We start from the raw sequence: 21695 nt of genomic DNA, 5'->3' as shown, positions 1-21695 counted from the left end.
CTTAGCCATTTGAGTGAATGTTCAGGGCTTTCTAATTGTAATGATATAGTCATTTAGTTTTTCTTTCACTCGCTTTGCCGTACCCAAGTATAGCATGTAGCTCATTGCCTTGTACAAAAAGTAAACTAGAAGACTATGAATAACAGGATAATTTTTATCAACTACTAAAAATCTCCCGTAATAAATCTTATTACGGGAGATTTTCGTTTATGAGTATAAAGGGAAGTTATTGATATTTATTTGAAAAATTATCTTTAAAATTAAGTATGTTGTTTGTGAACACAAATTTTTATAATTTACTAAAGAAAAATGGTGGAGTAAACTGTTTCAAGTGCTCGAAGCAAGCTTGTGCCCCCTCGACATCTTCACAAATGATGAGACAGACATCGTCACCGCAGACGGTCGCTACAATTTGAGGAATCTCCATGGCATCCAAAATAGAACCGAATGAGTTGGCCAATCCAGGTAGGGTCTTGAGCACCACTTGATGTTGGATAGGTTTTAGCATGACCAAAGCATCTTCCATATAGAGTCGCAGTCGTTTTTCCCAGCGAGTAGGAGCAATGGGGTTGATGACATAGTGAGAAGAATCATCTTCGTTGACTTTGACAAGATTGAGCATCTTGATGTCACGGGAGAGGGTAGATTGGGTGACGGAGACTCCGTTGACCTCTAGTAATTCTTGCAATTCCTGCTGGGTATGTATTTTCTTCTCCATGATTAGAGACAGGATCAGCTGATGGCGGCTTTCAATCTTGTTCATAGGGCCCTCCTTGAGATGTAAGGAAAATAAAATCTGAACTCAGAATAAATTGGTGATAACAGCCTATTGAATAAACATTGCATCCCCAAAACTAAAGAAGCGGTAGCGTTCTTCAACAGCATGTTTATAGGCATCTAAGGTAAATTCTCTACCTGCAAAGGCAGAAACTAGCATAACCAAAGTAGATTTTGGTAGGTGGAAATTGGTTGAGAAGGCATCAACGATTCGGAAGGTGTAGCCAGGTTTGATGAAGATATTTGTCCAACCAGAATCAGCTTCCAAACGGCCATCAAATTTATTACCGATGGTTTCGAGGGTGCGGATGGATGTCGTGCCGACTGCGATGATACGACCACCGCTATCTTTGACCTGATTGAGGGTTTGAGCAGCTTCAGCTGATAGGTTATAGAATTCCGAGTGCATTTCATGCTCATCAACGTTATCAACAGAGACTGGTCGGAAGGTCCCAAGCCCAACGTGAAGAGTCAAATAGACTAGCTTCACTCCTTTAGCTTCGATTTTTTCGAGTAACTCTTGGGTGAAATGTAGTCCAGCAGTTGGGGCTGCGGCAGAACCGTTTTCCTTGGCATAGACTGTCTGATAGCGCTCACGATCTTCCAATTTTTCATGAATGTAAGGTGGAAGTGGCATTTCGCCTAGACTTTCCAAGACTTCAAGGAAGATACCTTCATAGGAGAATTCAACAATTCTTCCACCGTGTTCTAATTCTTCTACGATAGTAGCAGTTAATCGTCCGTCACCAAAAGCGACTGTGGTACCGACCTTCAGACGTTTTGCTGGTTTGGCAAGAACTTCCCACTGATTACCTTGGGTATTTTTCAAAAGCAAAAGCTCAACATGTCCCATAGTTTCAGGCTTGTAGCCATAGAGACGGGCAGGCAGAACACGTGTATTGTTCATGACCAGGGCATCACCAGGATTCAACTGGTCGATGATATGGTCAAAGTGACTGTCAACCATGCTCTGTTTTTCGCGGTCGAGGATCAATAGTTTAGAGCTGTCGCGCTTTTCAAGGGGAACTTGAGCGATAAGCTCTTCGGGTAAATCAAAATCAAAATCTGCAGTATTCATATTCACTCCTTAGACTAAAACAAAATATAGGTAAAATAAATCAATAGGGCAAATGGCAAAGCCACCAATAGACTACCAATCAGGTAGAAAATAAACTTTAGGACCTTTGATTTAGAAATAAAATAGCCAGTAAGGCAGAACAGAATACCAATAAAAAATAAGTAAAAAAGCACATCTGTCATAAATGTATTATATCATAGTTAGACACTTAAGTCTTGATGGATGGGAAGAGAATTAAAATTATTCGTGCTGATGTAATACTCTATAGGTATAAATTCTTGACAAAAATTGGTCTATACCATATAATAAAGAAAAACAATAAATGGTATAGACCAAAGAGGTGTGTTATGAAAATTCATGTAGTAAACAATCAAGTTGAAGGAGCAACTGTAGCATTAGACATTTTGAGAGAAAAATTGAACGGAGGTGCCAAGGTATTAGGTTTGGCAACAGGCTCCAGTCCGTTAGAATTTTACAGATTGATTCGTGAGTCAGATTTAGACTTTTCGAATGTGACATCTGTAAACTTGGATGAGTATGTTGGTCTAGGTGAGGAGAGCGACCAATCCTATATTCATTTTATGAAGGAAAATCTTTTCAATGACAAACCATTTAAGAAATCTTATTTACCGAATGGTTTGGCGACAGATGTAGTTGCTGAAACAGAACGTTACAATAAAATTTTGGCTGAACATCCGGTTGATTTCCAAATTTTGGGTATCGGTCGCAACGGCCATATCGGTTTCAACGAACCAGGTGCTCCATTTGATGGTCAGACCCATCTGGTTGAATTGGCGCCATCAACCATTGAAGCCAATGCACGCTTCTTTGACAATCCAGAAGATGTACCAAAACAAGCTATATCCATGGGTATCGCCAACATTATGGCAGTCAAAACCATTGTTCTCATGGCCTATGGACAGGAAAAAGCTGACGCCATTAAGGCGACGGTGGAAGGGGCAGTAACAGAAGATGTCCCAGCAAGCGTCCTCCAAAACCACGACAATGTCATCCTTATCCTCGACCAAGCCGCTGCGAGTAAATTAGCATAATAGACAAAACCGACTACCATTTTTGGTAGTCGGTTTTTTTAGGATTCAAGGTCAGCTTCTACACGATTGCGGTGGCGGAAAGAGATGACCAGCATCATAAATGAACTAGCAACGAGAATAGCAGCAATCAAGGTTAGATGGTGGTGAAACACTATCAGAAGAATGATGGTAGTGAATACTACAATAGCATATTGAAGCCAAACCATCTTATCTAGTTGATAAAGGTCCTGGTTGTAGCGACTGGTCATCAGGATTCCTATAAAGTAGAGGAAGTAACCAATGAGGAGGAAAGGCAAGCCCAAACTAGCATGCTCACCAGGCAAGACCTCCACAGAGACTGTGAAGAAGTTGAGACCCAAAACCAGTACCATATGGGCATAGAGTAAGGTGGCTACATTTGTCTTTTGATGGTGGTTGATATTGAGATAGGTTTGCGAAATGTAAAACATAAAGGAGAAAGCCATTGCCAAGAACAATATAACACTGTCGAACAGATGCGTCTGAATCGGATAATTTTTCAAAATTGCAATGACCGTCTCACCAAAGGTAATGATCGTAATCAACTGGCAGCGTTCTACGATATGAGGAAAGTTCATCACATCATGGCTGAGTTTGTCTTTGAAAAAATAGGAAATGAAAAATGGAAGATAAAAAATTAAGAGACTCTTTTCATCATAGCTCCAGAAATTGAAGTAAATAGCTACCAAAGCCAAGAAAAATACCAGCACATAAATCCCAAACATATAGAGACTATGTTTTATATCTGCCGTAAAACCGATTTTCCGGCCCCGAAGGTAGTACTGCAAGCAAATCAGCAGATAAGACAGAGTCAAAAAGATAGTAAAGGGCAGGGCTGTCGCTTCAAAATCATGACTAAAGGTTAGAGACAGTTGTCCCACTACAAACATAGAAGCGATGATAGTGAAAATATCCAGTAAATCTCGCTCACCATATTTGTTGAGGTAAATCGTCTCATTAATCCACAAGGTCATAATAATCAGGTTGGCGGTGATAAAAGTTAGAATTTCCCTGAGACCGATATGGTCACCGTGCAAAAGTCCAGTCAGTGATGAAGTGGCTAGAACAAAGACCAAATCATAAAACAATTCGTAATTGGATACACGTTTTGCCTTAATTTCAGACATAAAAATCTCCTTTTTAAAAAAATCTGAACTATTATACCATACGAAAAGGGAGGCTGTCATCTCCCTTTATTTCTTACAGTGTCCAGTCCAAGTCAGGTCCGACTGGGACAATACCTGTTGGGTTAATGGTTTTGTGGCTACCGTAGTAGTGCTGTTTGATATGGTCAAAGTCAACCGTCTCCGCAATACCAGAGTGGTTGTAAATCCGCTTGGTGTAATTCCACAAGTTTGGATAGTCCACCAAAGCTTTAATATTGCACTTGAAATGTCCAAAGTAAACAGGGTCAAAACGTACCAAGGTGGTAAAGAGACGCAGGTCAGCCTCTGTCAGCTGGTTGCCAACCAGATAGTTCTTATCAGCTAAATGCTCTTCTAGTTTATCCAAGGCAGCAAAGAGATTTTTGACTTCTTTTTCATAGACTTTCTGATTGGTTGAAAAACCTGCCTTGTAAACGCCATTATTGATGTTTGGATAGACAAAGTCATTCATGGCATCAATCTCGGCTTGCAGATTTGCTGGATAATAGTCATCGTAATTTCCAGTAATATCATTAAAAGCAGAGTTAAACATGCGCATGATTTCAGCCGATTCATTGCTGACGATGGTATTGGTTTTCTTATCCCACAAGACAGGCACGGTCACCCGACCAGAGTAAGTTGGGTTAGCCTTCAAATAGACCTGATAGAGATAATCGCTGTTAAAGAGGGTATCCTTGATAACACCAGGACCATCTTCAAATGTCCAGCCATTTTCTAACATGAGGGGATGAACGACAGACAAGGAAATATGGTCTTCCAAGCCCTTTAATTTTCGCATAATCAAGGTCCGACTAGCCCAAGGACAAGCCAGAGAAATATAGAGGTGGTAGCGACCAGACTCAGCCTTGAAACCGCCCTCTCCTGTTGGGCCTGCCTGTCCGTCTGGCGTAATCCAGTTGCGAAATTGTGTGACAGTACGGACAAATTTACCGCCTGTTGACTTGGTGTCATACCATTGATCCACCCATTTGCCATCTTGTAACAGTCCCATGAATTTTCTCCCTTACTGAAAAAATGGGAAATCCAATAGGATGATTGGATTTCCTTTGTAAAAAAATATATCACTAACTAGTATTATAAACTTTTTTCAAAAAGAGTCAAGCTATATGATTTGTGATACAATAGTCCCATGAGATTAGACAAATGTTTAGAGAAAGCTAAAGTTGGCTCGCGTAAGCAAGTTAAAAAACTTTTCAAAGCCCAGCAAATCAAGATTAACGGACAAGCAGCTCAAAGCCTAAGCCAGATTGTTGACCCTGAATTACAAGATATTCAGGTGGCAGGGCGAACAATCAAGCTAGAAGGCTCGGTATATTATCTGCTCCATAAGCCAAGAGGAGTAGTGTCGGCAGTGACCGACAAAGACCACCAAACTGTCATTGACCTGATTGCTCCTCAAGACCGTAGGGAAGGACTCTATCCAGTTGGTCGCTTAGACAGGGATACCGAAGGTCTAGTCCTCATCACCAACAACGGGCCACTCGGTTACCGCATGCTCCACCCCAGTCACCATGTGGACAAGGTCTACTATGTGGAGGTCAACGGCCCCTTGGGTCTGGATGCCCCGACATTTTTTGCCTCAGGCGTTACCTTTTTGGACGGCATTCGTTGCCAACCCGCAGATTTGACTGTCTTGGAGGCTTCTTTGGACCATAGCAGAGCGACTATCAAGCTGGCAGAAGGTAAGTTTCATCAGGTTAAGAAAATGTTTCTAGCCTATGGTCTCAAGGTCACTTATCTCAAGCGGATTTCCTTTGGAGGTTTTGAGCAGGGGGATTTGGAACGAGGTGCATACAGACAACTCACACCAAATGAATTGGATCATTTATTCACTTATTTTGACTAGAGGAGGAAATGATAATGAGCATTTATGAAATTACAGTTCAAAAACAAGATGGCACAGCCCAGTCCATGGCTGAGTATCAAGGGCAGGTGCTTTTGATTGTCAATACTGCACCTGGTTGTGGATTGGCACCACAATACAAGGAACTACAGGAACTATATGATAGCTATAAAGACAACGGTTTTGTAGTGCTCGATTTCCCTTGCAATCAATTTTTAAATCAGGCTCCTGGTTCTGCTGAAGAAATCAATCAGACCTGTAGTTTGACTTATGGAACAACCTTTCCTCGCTTTGCAAAAATTGAAGTAAACGGTGTAGGAGCTAGTCCGCTATATCACTATCTTAAGAAAGAAAAATCGACCTTATTAGGAGGTCGAATTGAGTGGAATTTTACCAAGTTTTTGGTGGATAGACAAGGGCGTGTGGTCAAACGATATTTACCAACAACTAGTCCATTAAAACTTAAAGAGGATATTGAACTTTACCTAGAAAAATAACAAGAAGGCTGGAGTCATCTAGCCTTCTTGTTTTAGTAACCACAGAAAATAGGGAGCGCCGATAAGGGAGACGATAATGCCGGTTGGGATGCCTGTTCCGACAAGTAGTACTCGTCCTATGGTATCCGCTAGAAGTAGAATGAAGCTTCCTATTATCATAGTAGCTGGAATGATGACACGATGGTCATTTCCTAACCATTTGCGCACAATGTGACCAGCAATGAGACCAACGAAGGTGATATTACCAACTAAAATGACACTAAGAGAGGCTAGGGCGGTAGCCAATACCAAGGTAATCCGCCTTTCACGCTGTAAGTGGAGTCCCAAAGCCATGGCTGTCTGGTCGTTTAGATTCATAATATTGAGTGAGCGACTTCGACTAAACGTTGCCATCCACACCAATAGAAGAAGAGGAGTATAGATTACGATAGTTTTCCAATCTCCACCATTTACTCGACCGCTGAGCCACTGGACAATGTATTCCATCTTAAAGTCATCTAATTGGCTGATGATGCTGACCATGATACCAGACAGCATGCTCGAAATTCCAACTCCCGTGATAATTAAGCGTGCAGGATGGATGCCGTACAGCTTCTTACGTGCAATCCAGTAAACTAGAAAAATGGTTAATCCACCGCCCATCATAGCAAATAGAGGCATGAGACTCAATAAGACAGGGCTGATTTTTGAAGAGAGACCGACAAATAGTGCCACAACAAGACCAGCTCCTGCATTGATTCCTAATATTCCAGAATCTGCCAGAGGATTGCGGGTCAAAGTTTGTAGCAACAAACCCGCCAAAGCCAGAGAAGCCCCTCCGATAATGGAGGCGATTATTCTAGGTAAGCGAATTCGCCCAATGATCAGTAGAGTCGATGAACTGGCACGCCCACTCATGATGTCGATGAGATCTGAAAAGGATGAATTGCTATAGCCGATAGATAAGGAAAGTAGGAAAATGACAAATAAAAGGATTAGCAGGAATGTGAATATTTTTAGATAGTTGTGATGTCTTATCAAAAGTGTTTCTCCTTTCTAATCAACCATAGGAAGCAAGGGAGACCAATGATACTGATGACTGCGCTAATGGGAGTTTCAACAGGTGGATTGATAGAACGGCAAACCAAATCTACCCAGATGAGGAAACTAGCCCCTGCAAAGGCAGTTAATGGCAAGAGTAGCTTGTAATTTTTCCCTGTAAACATGCGGATAAAGTGAGGAATAATGAGCCCGATAAAAGAAAGCGAGCCCACAAGAGCTACCGCAGAAGCTGAGAGTAGAAGGACAATTCCCAACAAAACCAAGGTCATCAGTAAGGTTCGTTGACCTAGATTTTTAGCAACGGTTTCGTTAAGACTCAGGATGGTCAGCTGATGCGAAAAGAGTTGAGCAAGGATAAGGCCGATGATGATAAGAGGAGCAATGATGGCCAGCATCTTCCAGTTTACCTGTACCAATCCCCCTGCTTGCCAGCCAATCACTGCAGTTGATAAATCAAAGTAGATAGTAATAGCCTGACCAATAGCAGAAAATAGACTTGCTACCATGGCGCCAGATAAAATTAAACGTAGTTGATTGTAGCCTTTTTGGACCTGATAAGCTAGACCAAAGACTAGACCGGCTGCCAGACAGGAGCCCAGTAAACATATTAATAAAATTTGACTGTAGTGCAAACCACCGAATAGAGCATAGGCAACAATGAGAGCAAGTCCTGCTCCAGCATTGATTCCTAATAAGCCAGGATCGGCAATCGGATTACGTGTAATTCCTTGCATCATTGCCCCAGCTTGGGCCATGGCAGCTCCCACCAAGATGGCGGCTACCATTCTAGGCAAGCGCAAATCGATGATAACATCCTGAGCGGAAGAATCTGTCAGTGGATGCTTTAGGGTTTCTATCAGTTGTTGGTGGCTATAAGAAATAGCTCCAAAGCGTAAACTAAGATAGACTCCAGCTATGAATGAAAGACAGATGATGAAAAAAACAAGCCAAATATTCTTTGGCTTTGTTTTGGGATAACGAGAACTTACTAGTTTGTTCATATATCCAGTCCTTTTACTGAAGTTTTTGAATTTCTGAGACAAAGGCGTCAATTTGTAAATCTAAAGACATCGGATCGGAGAAGTAGAAGAGGTTATAGTCTATCTCGATGACGTGACCATTCTTTACAGCAGGTAGATTTTTCCAAATATCACTTTCTTTGAGAGCGGCAGCTGCTTCTTTTGTTTTATCATTGACGTTAACAAGGACATAGTCGCCAACATATTCTGGAAGAGCTTCTTGAGATACCCCAAACCAGCCTTCTTTATTGATGATGTCTTCTTGAACCTTTGCAGGAGCGGCAAAACCGAGAGCGCGATAGATTAATTCTCCACCACGACCAAAGTTATTACCGTAAAGGAAGATGTTCTTATCGAAGAAGTCCATGACGGTAAATGTTGAACTTGTATCAATCAATCCTTTCAATTCCTCTTTCGCAGTAGCAACTTTCTTATCCCATTGATCTAACCAGGCTTGTGCTTCCTTTTCTCTTCCAAAAATCTGACCAATATCTGTCAGCATTTTCAAGTAGTCACTCTTTCCATAAGTGATTTCAATAACTGGAGCAATTTCTTTCAGTGTTTCTAAGTTATCATCACCAGCAAATACTAGAATGACATCTGGATTTTGTGCGGCAATCGCTTCTGTATCTGCCGTTGTCAATTGTGGAACATCCTTTAATTTGTCTCCAAAGACGGGACTATTTTTCTCTAAATCTAGACTATAGCTAGATACATCAATTCCTAATTGTAAGAGATAGCCTGTGTAAGAGTAAGCAAAGTTGACAACTTTTTTAGGATTTTTTGGAATGTCACCGTGGTAAGTAATGCCTTCAATCTTTGGCATGCTAGACAGTTCTACGTCTGTTGAAGAGGAAGAGGTAGAACAAGCTGTTAAGAAAACCAGCCCAACAAATAAACTAAAAATAGCTAAAAACTTTTTCATTTTTTCTCCTTATTATTTTTTTAAATCGTAAGTTAGCAAAATAGGGTAATCTTGACCAGCAACCTGCATCAATTGAGGTTCAATGCTAAAAATGTCCCTCAGTATCTCAGTTGTCATCATATTGGACACAGACCCATGGTAGCGAATATCTCCCTCTTTCATGGCAATCATATAATCTGAAAATCGAGCTGATAAATTGACATCGTGAAGGACCATCACAATGGTTTTCTGTCGACTTTGATTCAGTTCTTTTAAAAGTTCTAAGACTTCCAATTGATGATTGAGATCAAGATAGGTTGTTGGTTCATCTAAGAAAATGGTATCCGTATCTTGGGCAAGTGCCATCGCAATCCAAACCCGTTGCCTCTGACCACCTGATAAATCATCAACTGGTAACCTAGCGTAGGGAGCGGTCTGGGTGACTTCCAAGGCCCAGTTGATTTTCTCTCTATCCTGATCAGTGAGATGCCCCAGTCCATTTTGATGCGGAAAGCGACCATAGGAGACCAGTTCATAGACGGAAATCCCTTCTGTCGCTTCTAAGACCTGAGGGAGCAGGGCCAATTTTTTTGCAACTTCTTTGGTTGGTAGTTGTGAAATGGCTTGTCCATCTAAATAGATAGCCCCTTCTTGAACAGGAATAATCCTTGTCAATGCCTTAAGCAAGGTCGATTTTCCACAGCCATTGGCACCAATGATCGTAGTTATATTTCCTTTTGGAATACTTGTTGATAATTCATCAATAATAATCCGATTGTCGTAAGAGACTTGGATATTTTCCGCTTGAATCGAAGACACAAACTCCTCCTTTCCAGAATATGATTTATTAATAATTTGTTCCGACCAGTATTATATCAAAAAAACTTATCAAAACAAAGAGTTTTCTGAAAATTTTAATTTGATAAGAATGGTTATAAAAAATCCCTGTCCTAAGGACAAGGATACTTCGCTATAGATAGCGTTTTGCTACTTCGATGTCACCGTCATAGGTGGCCTTTTCGCTGTTTACAATCTGGTAGGCGTCAGCTCCTTTGCCTGCGATGATGACCGCGTCCCGAGAAGAAGTTGTCTGGCTCATAGCGGTACGGATAGCTTCTTCCCGGTCCAAGATAAAGTTGCTTGGACGGGTCATGTGGGCACGGATTTGTTCAGCAATAGCAGCCGGATCTTCACGGTTGGGGTCATCAGCTGTCAGAATCACCTCAACCTGTGGATAGTCATTGAGCAGAAGACCGAAGTCTTTGCGGCGACTTTCTCCCTTGTTACCAGGAGCTCCCAAAATCAAAAACACCTTGCCAGTCTGGTGCTCTAAGACGACATCAATCAGCTTCTTGACACTATCGCCGTTATGGGCATAGTCCACGAATACCTTGGCACCGTTTTGCTGGGTCAGGACTTCCATACGACCAGGGACATTGGTTTGGGCAATCCCTGTGTGAATATCTTCCAGACTTGCTCCCAAACGGAGACAGGCCAGTCCTGCTGCGATGGCATTTTCTTGGTTGAAGCCACCAATCAGCTGGATGTCGTAATGGCCAGCCAATTTGCCAGTCGCTGTGAAGTCAAAACCTGCTGATTGGCTAATCTGGTTTTTAGAAGTCGGCCCATAAAAGTCATGGTCCTTTGAGCTGACTTGCTTTTTCACGACTTCAAAATGGTCCATTCCAGCATTGACAATAACCGCTCTGCTATTGTCCATCAAAAGACGCTTATGGTAGAAGTAGTCCTCAAAAGTCGGGTGCTCAATGGGACCAATATGGTCGGGGCTGATGTTGAGGAAGACGCCGACATCAAAGGTCAGCCCGTAAACCCGCTTGACCAGATAGGCCTGGCTGGACACCTCCATAATCAAGTGGGTCATGCCGTTTTGGACCGCCTCCGCCATCATAGCAAAGAGGTCCAGACTTTCGGGCGTGGTCAGGGCAGACTTAAAGAAAGTCTCACCGTCCAGTGTGGTGTTCATGGTCGAAAGCATGGCAGGTTTCTTGCTCTGTTTAAGGATGTTAAAAGCAAAATAAGCCGCCGTTGTCTTACCCTTGGTGCCGGTGAAGGCCAGGAGTTTGAGCTGTTTCTGGGGACGACCATGAAATTCCATGGCAATCAGGCTCATAGCCTGCTTGATGTCGTGGACGATGATAGCAGGAATGCCGACCTCATAGTCGATTTCAGACACGTAAAAAGCCAGCCCAACCTCGATAGCCTTTTCCAGAAATTCCTTCTTAAAGGCCAAACCCTTGGCAAAAAAGAGGGTCGTTGGGCTAACAGTCCGGCTGTCATAGCTGAGAGCGTCAAACTGGACATCCGTCCATGTGCTGTCAGTCTGGTCATTCTGTTTGATATGGCAGAAGTTAACATCCGCCTTCAATATTTCTAATACACGTTCAATTGTTATCATGTTTCTATTGTAAACCTATCTAGTGGTTTTTACAAGTCGGGACTTTGTAAATATAGACTTTTTGATTGTAAAAATGTATGTATATGACACTTCGTCCTAGAGTAAATTTGTGCTATAATAGGAGGGATTGAAAAAGGAGAAGTTTATGTTTTATTCTTATCTACGAACACTATTAACATTCTTGTTGTGGGCCATCAATGGCAATATTCACTATCATGATAGAGAGAAGATTTTGCCACAGGAGGAAAATTATATTCTTATCGCTCCGCACAAAACCTTCTGGGATCCAGTCTTTCTTGGCTACGCAGCTGCTCCCAAGCAGTTCATCTTTATGGCTAAAAAAGAATTGTTTAAGGACCGCGGTTTTGGTTGGTGGATTTCAAAATGTGGTGCCTTTCCAATTGACCGTGACAATCCTGGCATGGCAGCCATCAAGTATCCAGTTAACATGTTGAAAAAAAGTGACCGTTCGCTGGTCATGTTTCCTTCTGGAAGTCGTCATTCATCTGAGCTCAAAGGTGGTGTGGCGGTCATTGCCAAGTCAGCCAAGGTCAAACTCATGCCAGCAACCTATGTGGGTCCCATGACTATCAAAGGGCTCTTAGCTGGTGAGCGAATCGATGTGGCTTTTGGAAATCCTATCGATGTTTCGGACATCAAGCGTATGGATGATGCAGGTACAGCAGAAGTAACTAGCCGAATTGAGGCTGAGTTCAACCGCTTAGATGACCATGCGGCATCTTTCCAAACCAAGAAAAAACCAAATATCTTGACTTATATCTATCGTATCCCAGTTCTTTTGCTGGTTGCTCTTATCTTGGGATTGACCTATGCCTTTAGCTATATTGCCAGCTTCTTCTGGCAACCAAGTACTCAGTTGGATAAAAAATAAGTAAATGAAACTCGCAGCTTGCGGGTTTTTTGTATTTTTTACGAACTATATAGGTGGAGGTAATTTATGGATACGATTAAAACTTATATAGAAATGCTTAAAGAATACAAGTGGCAAATTGCTCTGCCCGCAGTGGCTGGCTTGCTAATGGCGACGTTCTTAATATTCAGCCAACCAGCCAAGTCTGACCAGACAGGACTGACAGACTTTCCACAGACCGAACAAACTTCTAGCAGCTCTGACTTGGTCGAGGAAAACAGTACAGAAGTAAGTGAGGAACCCAGCCAGCTGGTCGTTGATGTCAAAGGAGCAGTAGCAAAACCAGGGCTCTACACTTTAGAAGCTGGTGCGCGTGTCAATGATGCAGTTGAAGCAGCTGGCGGCTTGACCAGTCAGGCAGACCCTAAGTCTATCAATCTGGCTCAGAAGCTCAGCGACGAAGCGGTCGTCTATGTGGCCAGCAAAGATGAAAATATATCGGTGGTGGCCAGCACGACTACCAGCTCTGCTATGTCCCAAGAAGAAAAAAACACCAGTCTAGTCAATCTCAATACGGCGACCGAGGCTGACTTGCAGACCATTTCGGGTATCGGTGCCAAGCGGGCGGCGGACATTATCGCCTATCGTAAGGCCAACGGCGGTTTCAAGTCGGTGGATGACCTCAACAATGTGTCGGGCATCGGCGACAAGACTATGGAAAGCATCCGGCCTTATGTCACGGTTGACTAAGCTCCCCTGCCAGCCTATCCACTTGGCTCTTTTGGCGGTGGCGGCCTACTTTGCAGTCCACTCTTTTTCCCTCTTGACAATGGGCCTGCTGAGTCTGTTACTAGTTGTCTTTGGTGTTCGGCAAGGTAAGACAGTTTTTATCAAAACGCTGCCGCTTCTAGCCCTGTGTGGTCTCTTTTTCGGATGCCAAAAGGTCCAATGGGAGCGGTCAGACCAGTCAGCCCCAGAGCAAGTGACAACTGTGCAGGTCATTCCAGATACCATTGACATCAACGGGGACAGTCTGTCCTTTCGCGGTCGGGCTGACGGACAAACCTATCAGGTGTTCTATAAATTAGCCAGTCAGGAGGAGCAGGCCTATTTTCAAAAGCTGATAGACCTGGTCCAGCTAGAAGTGGAAGCAGAGGTCAGCCTGCCAGCTGGTCAGCGGAATTTCAAGGGCTTTGACTATCAGAGCTATCTGAAAACACAGGGCATCTATCGGACTGTCAAGCTAACGGCGATTAAGAAGATTGTCCCTGTCCAGTCTTTGAATGTTTTTGACTGGCTGTCTAGCTGGCGGAGACAGGCCTTGGTCTATATCAAAACCAATTTTACAGCACCCATGAGCCACTACATGACAGGGCTTTTGTTTGGGGAGCTGGATAGTGATTTTGACCAGATGAGTGACCTCTATTCTAGTCTAGGAATCATTCATCTCTTTGCCCTGTCTGGTATGCAGGTTGGATTTTTCATCGACAAGTTTCGCTGGATTTTACTGCGTTTGGGCTTGACCAAGGAAGCCGTAGATAAGTTGCAGATTCCCTTTTCCATTGTTTATGCTGGTTTGACAGGCTTTTCTGTGTCAGTGGTGCGGTCCTTGGTCCAGAAAATTCTGGGTAATATGGGTTTGCGGAAGCTGGATAACTTTGCGGTGACAGTCTTTGTCTGTCTGCTGATTCTGCCCCGATTTCTGCTGACAGCAGGCGGTGTCCTGACCTTTACCTATGCTTTTTTGCTGACGGTTTTTGATTTTGAAGACTTGGGGCAGGTCAAAAAGGCTGCGGTGGAGAGCCTCAGTATTTCACTGGGAATTTTGCCGGTGCTTATGACCTATTTCTATGCCTTTCAGCCCTTGTCTATCCTCTTGACCTTTGTCTTTTCCTTTATCTTTGATGTCCTGCTTTTGCCAGGTTTGTCAGTTATTTTTCTCTTGTCGCCAATCGTCAAGATTACTTGGGTCAACGGATTTTTCGTTTTTATGGAGAAAATCATTGTCTGGGTGGCGGATTTGGGATTGCGGCCTTGGATACTGGGCAAGCCGTCTGAGCTGGTCCTCTTGCTTTTGCTGGTCAGCCTTTTCTTGCTCTACGATTTCCACAGGAAGAAAAACTGGCTCCTGGGACTGAGCCTGATCCTCGCTCTGCTATTTTTCATCACCAAACACCCGCTGGAAAACGAGGTGACGGTGGTGGACATTGGGCAGGGGGACAGTATCTTTTTGCGGGATATGCGGGGGCGGACGGTCTTGATTGATGTGGGCGGTCGGGTCGATTTTGCGGCCAAGGAAGCGTGGCAGGAGCGGTCTTCGCAGGCAAATGCAGAGCGGACCTTGATTCCCTATCTGCATAGTCGGGGCGTGGACAGGATTGATAGTTTGGTCCTGACCCACACCGATACGGACCATGTGGGCGATGTGCTGGAAGTGGCGAAGCAGGTGCAAATTGGTCGGATTGTCGTGTCGCCAGGAAGTCTGACGGTGCCTGACTTTGTAGCAACTCTGAAAAAAATCAATGTGCCTGTCCATGTGGTAAAAGTGGGCGACCGCCTACCAATTTTTGACTCCTATCTGGAGGTCCTCTATCCAGACGGGACAGGCGACGGTGGCAATAATGATTCTGTTGTTCTTTACGGTCGCTTGTTGGAAGCCAATTTCCTCTTTACAGGGGACTTGGAGCAGGGGGAGTTGGAATTGATAGAATCCTATCCCGACCTGCCTGTCGATGTCCTCAAAGCTGGTCACCACGGATCTAAAGGTTCTTCCTATCCTGAATTTCTAGACCATATCGAAGCCAAGATTGCCCTGGTATCAGCTGAAGAAAATAATCGTTACAAACACCCCCACCAGGAAACTTTGGACCGCTTTGACAGCCGGAATATCCAAGTCTATCGCACAGACCAGCAAGGAGCTATTCGCTTTCGAGGTTGGAAGGAGTGGACGATCGAGACGGTGAGGGAGTGACTATTGAAATGTAGGCAAGGTGGAATAGGGTACACTCCCACTGTAGCTGTTTTCTTTTTTGCGTGGTATAATGGAGAGAAGAATACGGAGAGATTATGACAGTAATTGAACAGATTGAAAAATTAAAAAAAGAGAAATTAGAGCTTCTGACCGTTTTATGCGGTGAAGACATCGGACAATACCAAATAGCGAAAGACTTACTTCTGAGGAAGCTTGATTTTGATGCGGCAGATTTAGGTTTTGCCTATTTTGATATGTCGGAGGCTGATTATCATCAGGTAGACTTGGACCTAGTTTCTCTTCCCTTCTTTTCAGATGAAAAAGTAGTGATTCTTGATTATTTTGCAGATTTAACGACAGATAAAAAACGGCATTTGACAGATGATGAACTCAAACAGTTTGAGGCCTATTTGGAAAATCCTGTCGAAACAACACGTTTGGTCATTCTAGCACCGGGTAAGTTGGACAGTAAGCGTCGTCTGGTCAAACTCCTCAAACGAGATGGACTAGTATTAGAAGCCAATCCTCTGAAGGAGATGGATTTGAAAAATCATTTCCAAAAGGAGATAATGCGTCTTGGATTGCAGATGGGAGGAGAGGTTTTTCAATATCTTTTAGAAAAGTCCAATTTTGATTTTGCAGAAATCAGTAAGAACCTAGCCTTTCTTCAATCTTATAAGGGAAAAGAGACGATTGAAATTTCAGATATTGATGCGGCTATCCCCAAAACACTACAAGATAATATCTTTGATTTAACACAGTTAATTCTACAAGCCAAGGTAGACGAGGCTCGCAACTTAGTTCGTGACTTGCGATTGCAAGGGGAGGAAGAGGTTAAGTTGATTGCCATCATGTTAACCCAATTTCGAACCTATCTACAAGTGCAAATACTAGTAGAGCAAGGCCGAGGGGAGCAGCAGATAGTAGCTGAGTTATCAACTATTATGGGGCGTAAGGTGAATCCTTACCAAGTAAAGTATGCTTTGCGTGATTCACGCCATCTGTCCATTGGATTTTTAAAAAAAGTCGTCAAGCTCCTAATCGATACAGATTTTCAAATTAAAACAGGCCAATTTGATAAGGATTATTTATTTGATTTGCTATTATTAAAAATCGCGACGGCATAGTAAAAAGAGTATTCTTAGATCGAGGGTCAACCGTGGTTTCAGACAAATAAATTGAAAAGGCTCTCACATTGGAGTAGAATAGAACTATCACTTAGTATAGGAGAAAACGAAAATGGCAATTATTTTACCAGACCTTCCATACGCATACGATGCCTTGGAACCACATATTGATGCAGAAACAATGACCCTTCACCACGATAAGCACCATGCGACTTATGTTGCAAATGCTAATGCAGCACTTGAAAAACATCCTGAAATTGGCGAAGACCTTGAAGCTCTTCTTTCAAATGTTGACCAAATTCCAGCTGACATCCGCCAAGCTTTGATCAACAACGGTGGTGGTCATTTGAACCATGCTCTTTTCTGGGAATTGCTTTCACCTGAAAAAACAGAAATTTCAGCAGAATTGGCAGCAGATATTGATGCGACTTTCGGTTCATTTGATGCTTTCAAAGAAGCCTTCACTGCAGCAGCAACAACTCGTTTCGGTTCAGGTTGGGCTTTCTTGGTTGTTAATAAAGAAGGTAAGTTGGAAGTTATCTCAACTGCTAACCAAGACACACCAATCATGCAAGGTTTGAAACCAATCTTGGCATTGGATGTTTGGGAACATGCTTATTACCTCAACTACCGCAATGTCCGTCCAAACTACATTAAAGCCTTCTTTGAAGTAATCAACTGGGACAAGGTTAACGAACTTTATAAAGCAGCTAAATAAGAACAGTTCTCTTCCGTTTGGAAGAGATTTTTTAGTTGCGAAGAGTACTTTGGAGAGAATTGTGTAAGGGAAGAGGGATGATTTTTCGTATTATGGATAAAAATAACAAGATATTTTCAGAAAAATGATGTAAAAGTAAGAATAAACGAATATTTTTATAATTTTTTGTTATAAATGACTGATTTAATATTGAAAAGCCGTAAGAAAAGGATTATTATAGATATGTCAATATGACAAAAAATAGAAGGAGCATTGATTTGCTTATGAAAAAGAATATTCGGTTGAAAAGCAGTGTACTAGCTCTTGTAGCTGGTTTTAGTGTCATTACAACACAGGCTGTTTTAGCAGATGAATTAGCTGTTCAAATTATGGGAGTTAATGATTTCCATGGTGCGCTTGATACGACAGGGACAGCGCGATTGGAGGGGGAAACAGTTCGGAATGCAGGAACTGCAGCCTTGCTTGATGCTTACATGGATGATTCGCAAGCAGAATTTGAAGAAACAGCAGCAGAAACAGAAACACCTGCAGAGTCTATCCGTGTTCAAGCTGGAGATATGGTTGGTGCAAGTCCATCGAATTCTGGACTTTTACAAGATGAACCAACTGTAAAAGTCTTTAACAAAATGGATGTTGAATACGGTACTTTGGGGAACCATGAATTTGATGAGGGACTTGATGAGTATAACCGTATCATGACTGGTGAAGCTCCAAAAGAAGGTCAGTTTAATGAGATTGTAGATAATTATACTCATGAAGCAGCCAAACAGGAGATTGTTATCGCTAACGTTATTGACAAAGAGACGGGTGAAATTCCGTATGGCTGGAAACCGTATGCTATTAAGACTATTCCTGTAAATGATAAAGAAGCAAATATTGGCTTTATTGGTGTAGTTACGACAGAAATTCCTAATCTTGTTTTGAAGAAAAACTATGAGCAGTACACTTTTTTGAATGAGGCAGAGACGATTGCGAAATATGCGCGTGAGTTAGCTGAAAAGGGTGTAAATGCGATAGTTGTACTGGCTCACGTCCCAGCTACAAGCAAGGATGGTGTGGCTGCTGGTGAAGCTGCAGATATGATTGCTAAGCTAAATGAAATCTATCCTGAACACTCAGTTGACCTTGTGTTTGCCGGTCACAACCATGTCTATACAAACGGTACAACAGGCAAAACCTTGATTGTACAAGCTACCTCACAAGGTAAGGCTTATGCAGATGTTAGAGCTGTTTATGATACAGATATTGCCGACTTTAAAGATGTTCCGACTGCGAAAATTATTGCAGTGGCACCAGGGCAGAAAACACCAAGTCCAGAAATTCAGGCGATTGTAGACGAAGCAAATACCATTGTTAAAAAAGTAACAGAGCAAAAAATTGGTACGGCTAGTCAAGCGACAGATATTTCACGCGAGGTAAATGAATTTAAAGAAAGTGCTGTGGGCAATTTAGTAACATCGGCTCAATTAGCTATTGCTAAGAAATCAGGCTATAATGTTGACTTTGCAATGACCAACAATGGCGGGATTCGGGCAGATTTGAAGGTCCAAGAGGATGGAACAGTAACTTGGGGAGCAGCACAAGCTGTTCAACCATTTGGGAATATCCTACAAGTCGTTCAAATGACAGGTGAGCAGATTTATACAGCCTTAAATCAACAATACGATGAAGGCGAAAAATATTTCCTTCAAATGTCTGGAATTAAATATATTTACACGAAAGCAGATAATCCAACGGAAGAAAATCCTTACAAGGTTGTTAAAGCCTTCAAAGAAGATGGAACGGAGATTGTTCCGACAGAAACCTATACACTAGTCATCAATGACTTCCTATTTGGTGGTGGGGATGGCTTCTCGATTTTCAAAGAAGCTAAACTGATTGGCGCTATCAATCCAGATACAGAAGTATTTGTTGAGTATTTGACTGATTTAGAAAAAGCAGGTCAAACCATTAGTGCAACTATTACAGGTAGAAAAGCATTTGTCGAGGAGTACGTAGAAGAACCAAAAGCAGAAGAAAAAGGAGATACTGCTGGGACAACTACCGATACGAAAACACCTGAAAAAGCAAACGACGGTGGCGGTAGTGTAGCAAATCAGAAAGCAACCGAGCAACCGGCACCATCTGGAAGTATAGCTCCTATTTCAAATAAGAAAGCTGAAAAAGCATCAGAAAATCAAACACTTCCAAATACTGGTCAAGAAGCCCTAGGCTCCCTTCTTATTAGCTTGGGTGGCTTGGTTTCACTCGGAATGGCTGTCTCAATGAGACGTAAGGAAGGGGAATAATTTTTAGATTATATAACAGATTTTTTAATATTTATATGCAAAAAGTCAGGGTGATTTGTCCTGGCTTTTTAATTTCATTCATGCTGAATAAATGCTTACATAAAATAAAACGCTATATTAACATATATGATGTAAACATATTCTTATTTGATGTACATATAATCAATTGACAAACTGGTGATTTTGGGATAAAATGGAATGCTGAGTCTTAAAATATCTATGCTAAATACATATAGGAATATGAAGGCGTAGCTGTTTATTCAACTTAGGAGAAGTTATATGGGGGAGCTAACATGAGTAGCAAAAAAAGGAACGATTATACAGAAGTCTCGCGCAAAAGCCGAGTAAAGATGCACAAATCTGGAAAACATTGGGTGCGTACGGTGATGTCGCAAATTGGACTTATCCAATTAGGCAAACAAACTACTTCTGAAAAAACTAAGGTGAAACTATCTCCAGCACCACAACAAGTTTCTGCAACAAAAGTATTACGTGGTTTGATAGCTGCGAGTGCTGTAGTTGGTGGTGGGGTCTCTGTAGACCAAGTCCTTGCAGAGGATACGGTGATGGCAACCGAAGTAACCACGTCTGTGTTGGTTAATGAAGATACCGTGAGCATGAGCAATGTTAGTGCTGATTCAGATACAACTTCACAATCGTACAGCATTTCTGAATCAACAAGTAATTCAGAATCGGTTAGTCAATCAATTTCTACAAGTGAGTCTGTTTCGGAAAGTGAAGCGATTTCCGCAAGTGAGTCAGTATCAGTTAGTGAATCAGCCCTAAGTTCGGAAACTGCTAGTACGACCAGCCGAACTACTGGTATAATTTATCGTGTTGAATATGTAGATGAAACAGGAAAAGTGGTTAAAAAATATCCACGTTCAGTAATGGTAACTACTACAGATCTGATTGCCAAAACAACTGTGACCGAAACAGCAACACAAATCCCATCGGGCTATCGCTTGGCCGAGAATCAGTCAAGTGTTGCTGAAAAAGAAGTTGTTGAAAAACAGACGAATGTTATTCAATTCCGCATAGAAAAAGATGAAACTACAAGTACGGTATCATCTAGTGCATATACTGCTTTACGTGCAACAGTTAATGGTTCCAAAGCTTCTTTAAATACTAGTCTGACATCCAAATCATTGGATGAATTGAAAAGCTTTAGTGTAACTGATTTATTGATTGTTGAATCAGGCTATAGTGCCCAACTAAACTATATCAGAGTTGGGTCAACATACGTACAAACTCTTGCTGAAGCTATTGAAAAAGGTTTGACTGGGACATATCAATTTAATTTCACGATTATTGATAATTCTACGGGTTCACATTATACAAAACCTGATGGACAGGTAGATATCGTTACAGCTAGTCTTTCAGTTACGAAGGTAGATAGCACTTCCATCTCACAAAGTATTTCAGCATCTGAAAGTGAGTCGAAATCTATCTCTACTTCAGAATCACTTTCCAATTCAATTTCAAACTCTATTTCTGAGTCGATTATTGAATCTGTTTCAGAATCTATTTCAAATTCAGAGTCGCTTTCAGATTCGATTTCAAACTCTATTTCGGAGTCAGTGCGCGAGTCTGTAGTCGAATCGGTATCAGAATCAGTGCGTGAGTCAGTAGTTGAATCCTTGTCGGAATCAGTCCGTGAGTCGGTAGTTGAATCGCTTTCAGAATCGGTTCGTGAGTCAGTAGTTGAATCCTTGTCGGAATCAGTTCGTGAGTCGGTAGTTGAATCGCTGTCAGAATCGGTTCGTGAGTCAGTATCTGAATCAGTATCAGAGTCAATTTCAGAATCCGTGTCTGAATCAATTTCAGAATCAGTATCAGAGTCTGTGTCTGAATCAATTTCAGAATCAGTATCAGAATCAATTAGTGAATCCGTCTCTGAGTCAGTAAG

19 protein-coding genes are annotated in these 21695 nt (G+C 42.1%); 10 read left to right on the top strand and 9 right to left on the bottom strand.

Going from position 1 to position 21695, the window contains the following annotated elements:
* Window positions 1-289 precede the first annotated feature (289 nt).
* Window positions 290-763 carry an arginine repressor gene (locus NOL38_RS04340; protein ID WP_002941715.1) on the bottom strand — a complete coding sequence of 158 codons (474 nt, stop codon included), beginning with the start codon at window positions 761-763 and terminating at the stop codon, window positions 290-292.
* Between the two features lie 63 nt (window positions 764-826).
* Window positions 827-1855, bottom strand: a complete 1029-nt coding sequence (gene queA / locus NOL38_RS04335; RefSeq protein WP_277941478.1) for a tRNA preQ1(34) S-adenosylmethionine ribosyltransferase-isomerase QueA — start codon at window positions 1853-1855, stop codon at window positions 827-829.
* Between the two features lie 347 nt (window positions 1856-2202).
* Here queA and NOL38_RS04330 point away from each other — a divergent pair, with 347 nt between their 5' ends.
* The gene (locus tag NOL38_RS04330) at window positions 2203-2907 is read left to right on the top strand and encodes a glucosamine-6-phosphate deaminase (protein ID WP_277941477.1); all 705 of its coding nucleotides are present in this window, start codon (window positions 2203-2205) and stop codon (window positions 2905-2907) included.
* Window positions 2908-2945: 38 nt separating this feature from the next.
* On the opposite strand, the gene NOL38_RS04325 is transcribed toward NOL38_RS04330, so the two are convergent.
* On the bottom strand, window positions 2946-4052 hold the full coding sequence (locus NOL38_RS04325; RefSeq protein WP_277941476.1) for a low temperature requirement protein A: 1107 nt from the start codon (window positions 4050-4052) through the stop codon (window positions 2946-2948).
* 73 nt (window positions 4053-4125) lie between these two features.
* Window positions 4126-5082 carry a glutathione S-transferase family protein gene (locus NOL38_RS04320; RefSeq protein ID WP_277941475.1) on the bottom strand — a complete coding sequence of 319 codons (957 nt, stop codon included), beginning with the start codon at window positions 5080-5082 and terminating at the stop codon, window positions 4126-4128.
* A 138-nt stretch (window positions 5083-5220) separates the two neighbouring features.
* On the opposite strand from NOL38_RS04320, the gene NOL38_RS04315 reads away from it, so the two are divergent.
* Window positions 5221-5937 (top strand): pseudouridine synthase, encoded by a 717-nt coding sequence (locus NOL38_RS04315; RefSeq protein WP_277941474.1) that lies wholly within the window; start codon window positions 5221-5223, stop codon window positions 5935-5937.
* Window positions 5938-5951: 14 nt separating this feature from the next.
* Window positions 5952-6431 (top strand): glutathione peroxidase, encoded by a 480-nt coding sequence (locus NOL38_RS04310; protein ID WP_277941473.1) that lies wholly within the window; start codon window positions 5952-5954, stop codon window positions 6429-6431.
* Window positions 6432-6449: 18 nt separating this feature from the next.
* Here the strand turns inward: NOL38_RS04310 and NOL38_RS04305 are convergent, their stop codons facing one another.
* The 5 genes from NOL38_RS04305 to NOL38_RS04285 all read right to left on the bottom strand — a co-directional run bounded on the left by NOL38_RS04305 (window position 6450) and on the right by NOL38_RS04285 (window position 11811).
* Window positions 6450-7451 (bottom strand): FecCD family ABC transporter permease, encoded by a 1002-nt coding sequence (locus tag NOL38_RS04305; protein ID WP_024392922.1) that lies wholly within the window; start codon window positions 7449-7451, stop codon window positions 6450-6452.
* Window positions 7448-8473 (bottom strand): FecCD family ABC transporter permease, encoded by a 1026-nt coding sequence (locus tag NOL38_RS04300; protein WP_009909658.1) that lies wholly within the window; start codon window positions 8471-8473, stop codon window positions 7448-7450. Before NOL38_RS04300 ends, NOL38_RS04305 begins: the two co-directional genes overlap by 4 nt.
* A 13-nt stretch (window positions 8474-8486) precedes the next feature.
* Window positions 8487-9416, bottom strand: coding sequence for an ABC transporter substrate-binding protein (locus tag NOL38_RS04295; protein WP_277941472.1), 930 nt, complete (start codon window positions 9414-9416; stop codon window positions 8487-8489).
* Between the two features lie 12 nt (window positions 9417-9428).
* Window positions 9429-10214, bottom strand: coding sequence for an ABC transporter ATP-binding protein (locus tag NOL38_RS04290; protein WP_024385481.1), 786 nt, complete (start codon window positions 10212-10214; stop codon window positions 9429-9431).
* Window positions 10215-10365: 151 nt separating this feature from the next.
* Window positions 10366-11811, bottom strand: coding sequence for a UDP-N-acetylmuramoyl-L-alanyl-D-glutamate--L-lysine ligase (locus NOL38_RS04285; RefSeq protein ID WP_277941471.1), 1446 nt, complete (start codon window positions 11809-11811; stop codon window positions 10366-10368).
* 145 nt (window positions 11812-11956) lie between these two features.
* Here NOL38_RS04285 and NOL38_RS04280 point away from each other — a divergent pair, with 145 nt between their 5' ends.
* From NOL38_RS04280 to NOL38_RS04250, 7 genes are all read left to right on the top strand, one after another.
* The gene (locus NOL38_RS04280; RefSeq protein ID WP_277941470.1) at window positions 11957-12703 is read left to right on the top strand and encodes a lysophospholipid acyltransferase family protein; all 747 of its coding nucleotides are present in this window, start codon (window positions 11957-11959) and stop codon (window positions 12701-12703) included.
* A 66-nt stretch (window positions 12704-12769) separates the two neighbouring features.
* Window positions 12770-13432: a helix-hairpin-helix domain-containing protein gene (locus tag NOL38_RS04275; protein ID WP_277941469.1), complete on the top strand. Its 663-nt coding sequence runs from the start codon at window positions 12770-12772 to the stop codon at window positions 13430-13432.
* On the top strand, window positions 13416-15653 hold the full coding sequence (locus NOL38_RS04270; protein WP_277941468.1) for a DNA internalization-related competence protein ComEC/Rec2: 2238 nt from the start codon (window positions 13416-13418) through the stop codon (window positions 15651-15653). Before NOL38_RS04275 ends, NOL38_RS04270 begins: the two co-directional genes overlap by 17 nt.
* Window positions 15654-15748: 95 nt before the next feature.
* A complete protein-coding gene (holA, locus tag NOL38_RS04265; RefSeq protein ID WP_277941467.1) occupies window positions 15749-16780 on the top strand; it encodes a DNA polymerase III subunit delta in 1032 nt (343 codons plus the stop codon).
* Between the two features lie 112 nt (window positions 16781-16892).
* On the top strand, window positions 16893-17498 hold the full coding sequence (gene sodA / locus NOL38_RS04260; RefSeq protein WP_024408471.1) for a superoxide dismutase SodA: 606 nt from the start codon (window positions 16893-16895) through the stop codon (window positions 17496-17498).
* 263 nt (window positions 17499-17761) lie between these two features.
* Window positions 17762-19786 carry a surface-anchored 5'-nucleotidase gene (locus NOL38_RS04255; RefSeq protein ID WP_277941466.1) on the top strand — a complete coding sequence of 675 codons (2025 nt, stop codon included), beginning with the start codon at window positions 17762-17764 and terminating at the stop codon, window positions 19784-19786.
* A gap of 293 nt (window positions 19787-20079) precedes the next feature.
* Window positions 20080-21695, top strand: a 1616-nt coding sequence (locus NOL38_RS04250; RefSeq protein WP_277941465.1) for a KxYKxGKxW signal peptide domain-containing protein, incomplete at its 3' end; no start/stop codon positions are given.

The organism is Streptococcus suis (genome assembly GCF_029616525.1).
Classification (GTDB): Bacteria; Bacillota; Bacilli; order Lactobacillales; family Streptococcaceae; genus Streptococcus; species Streptococcus suis_AF.
This window is presented reverse-complemented; position numbering and strand designations above follow the sequence as displayed.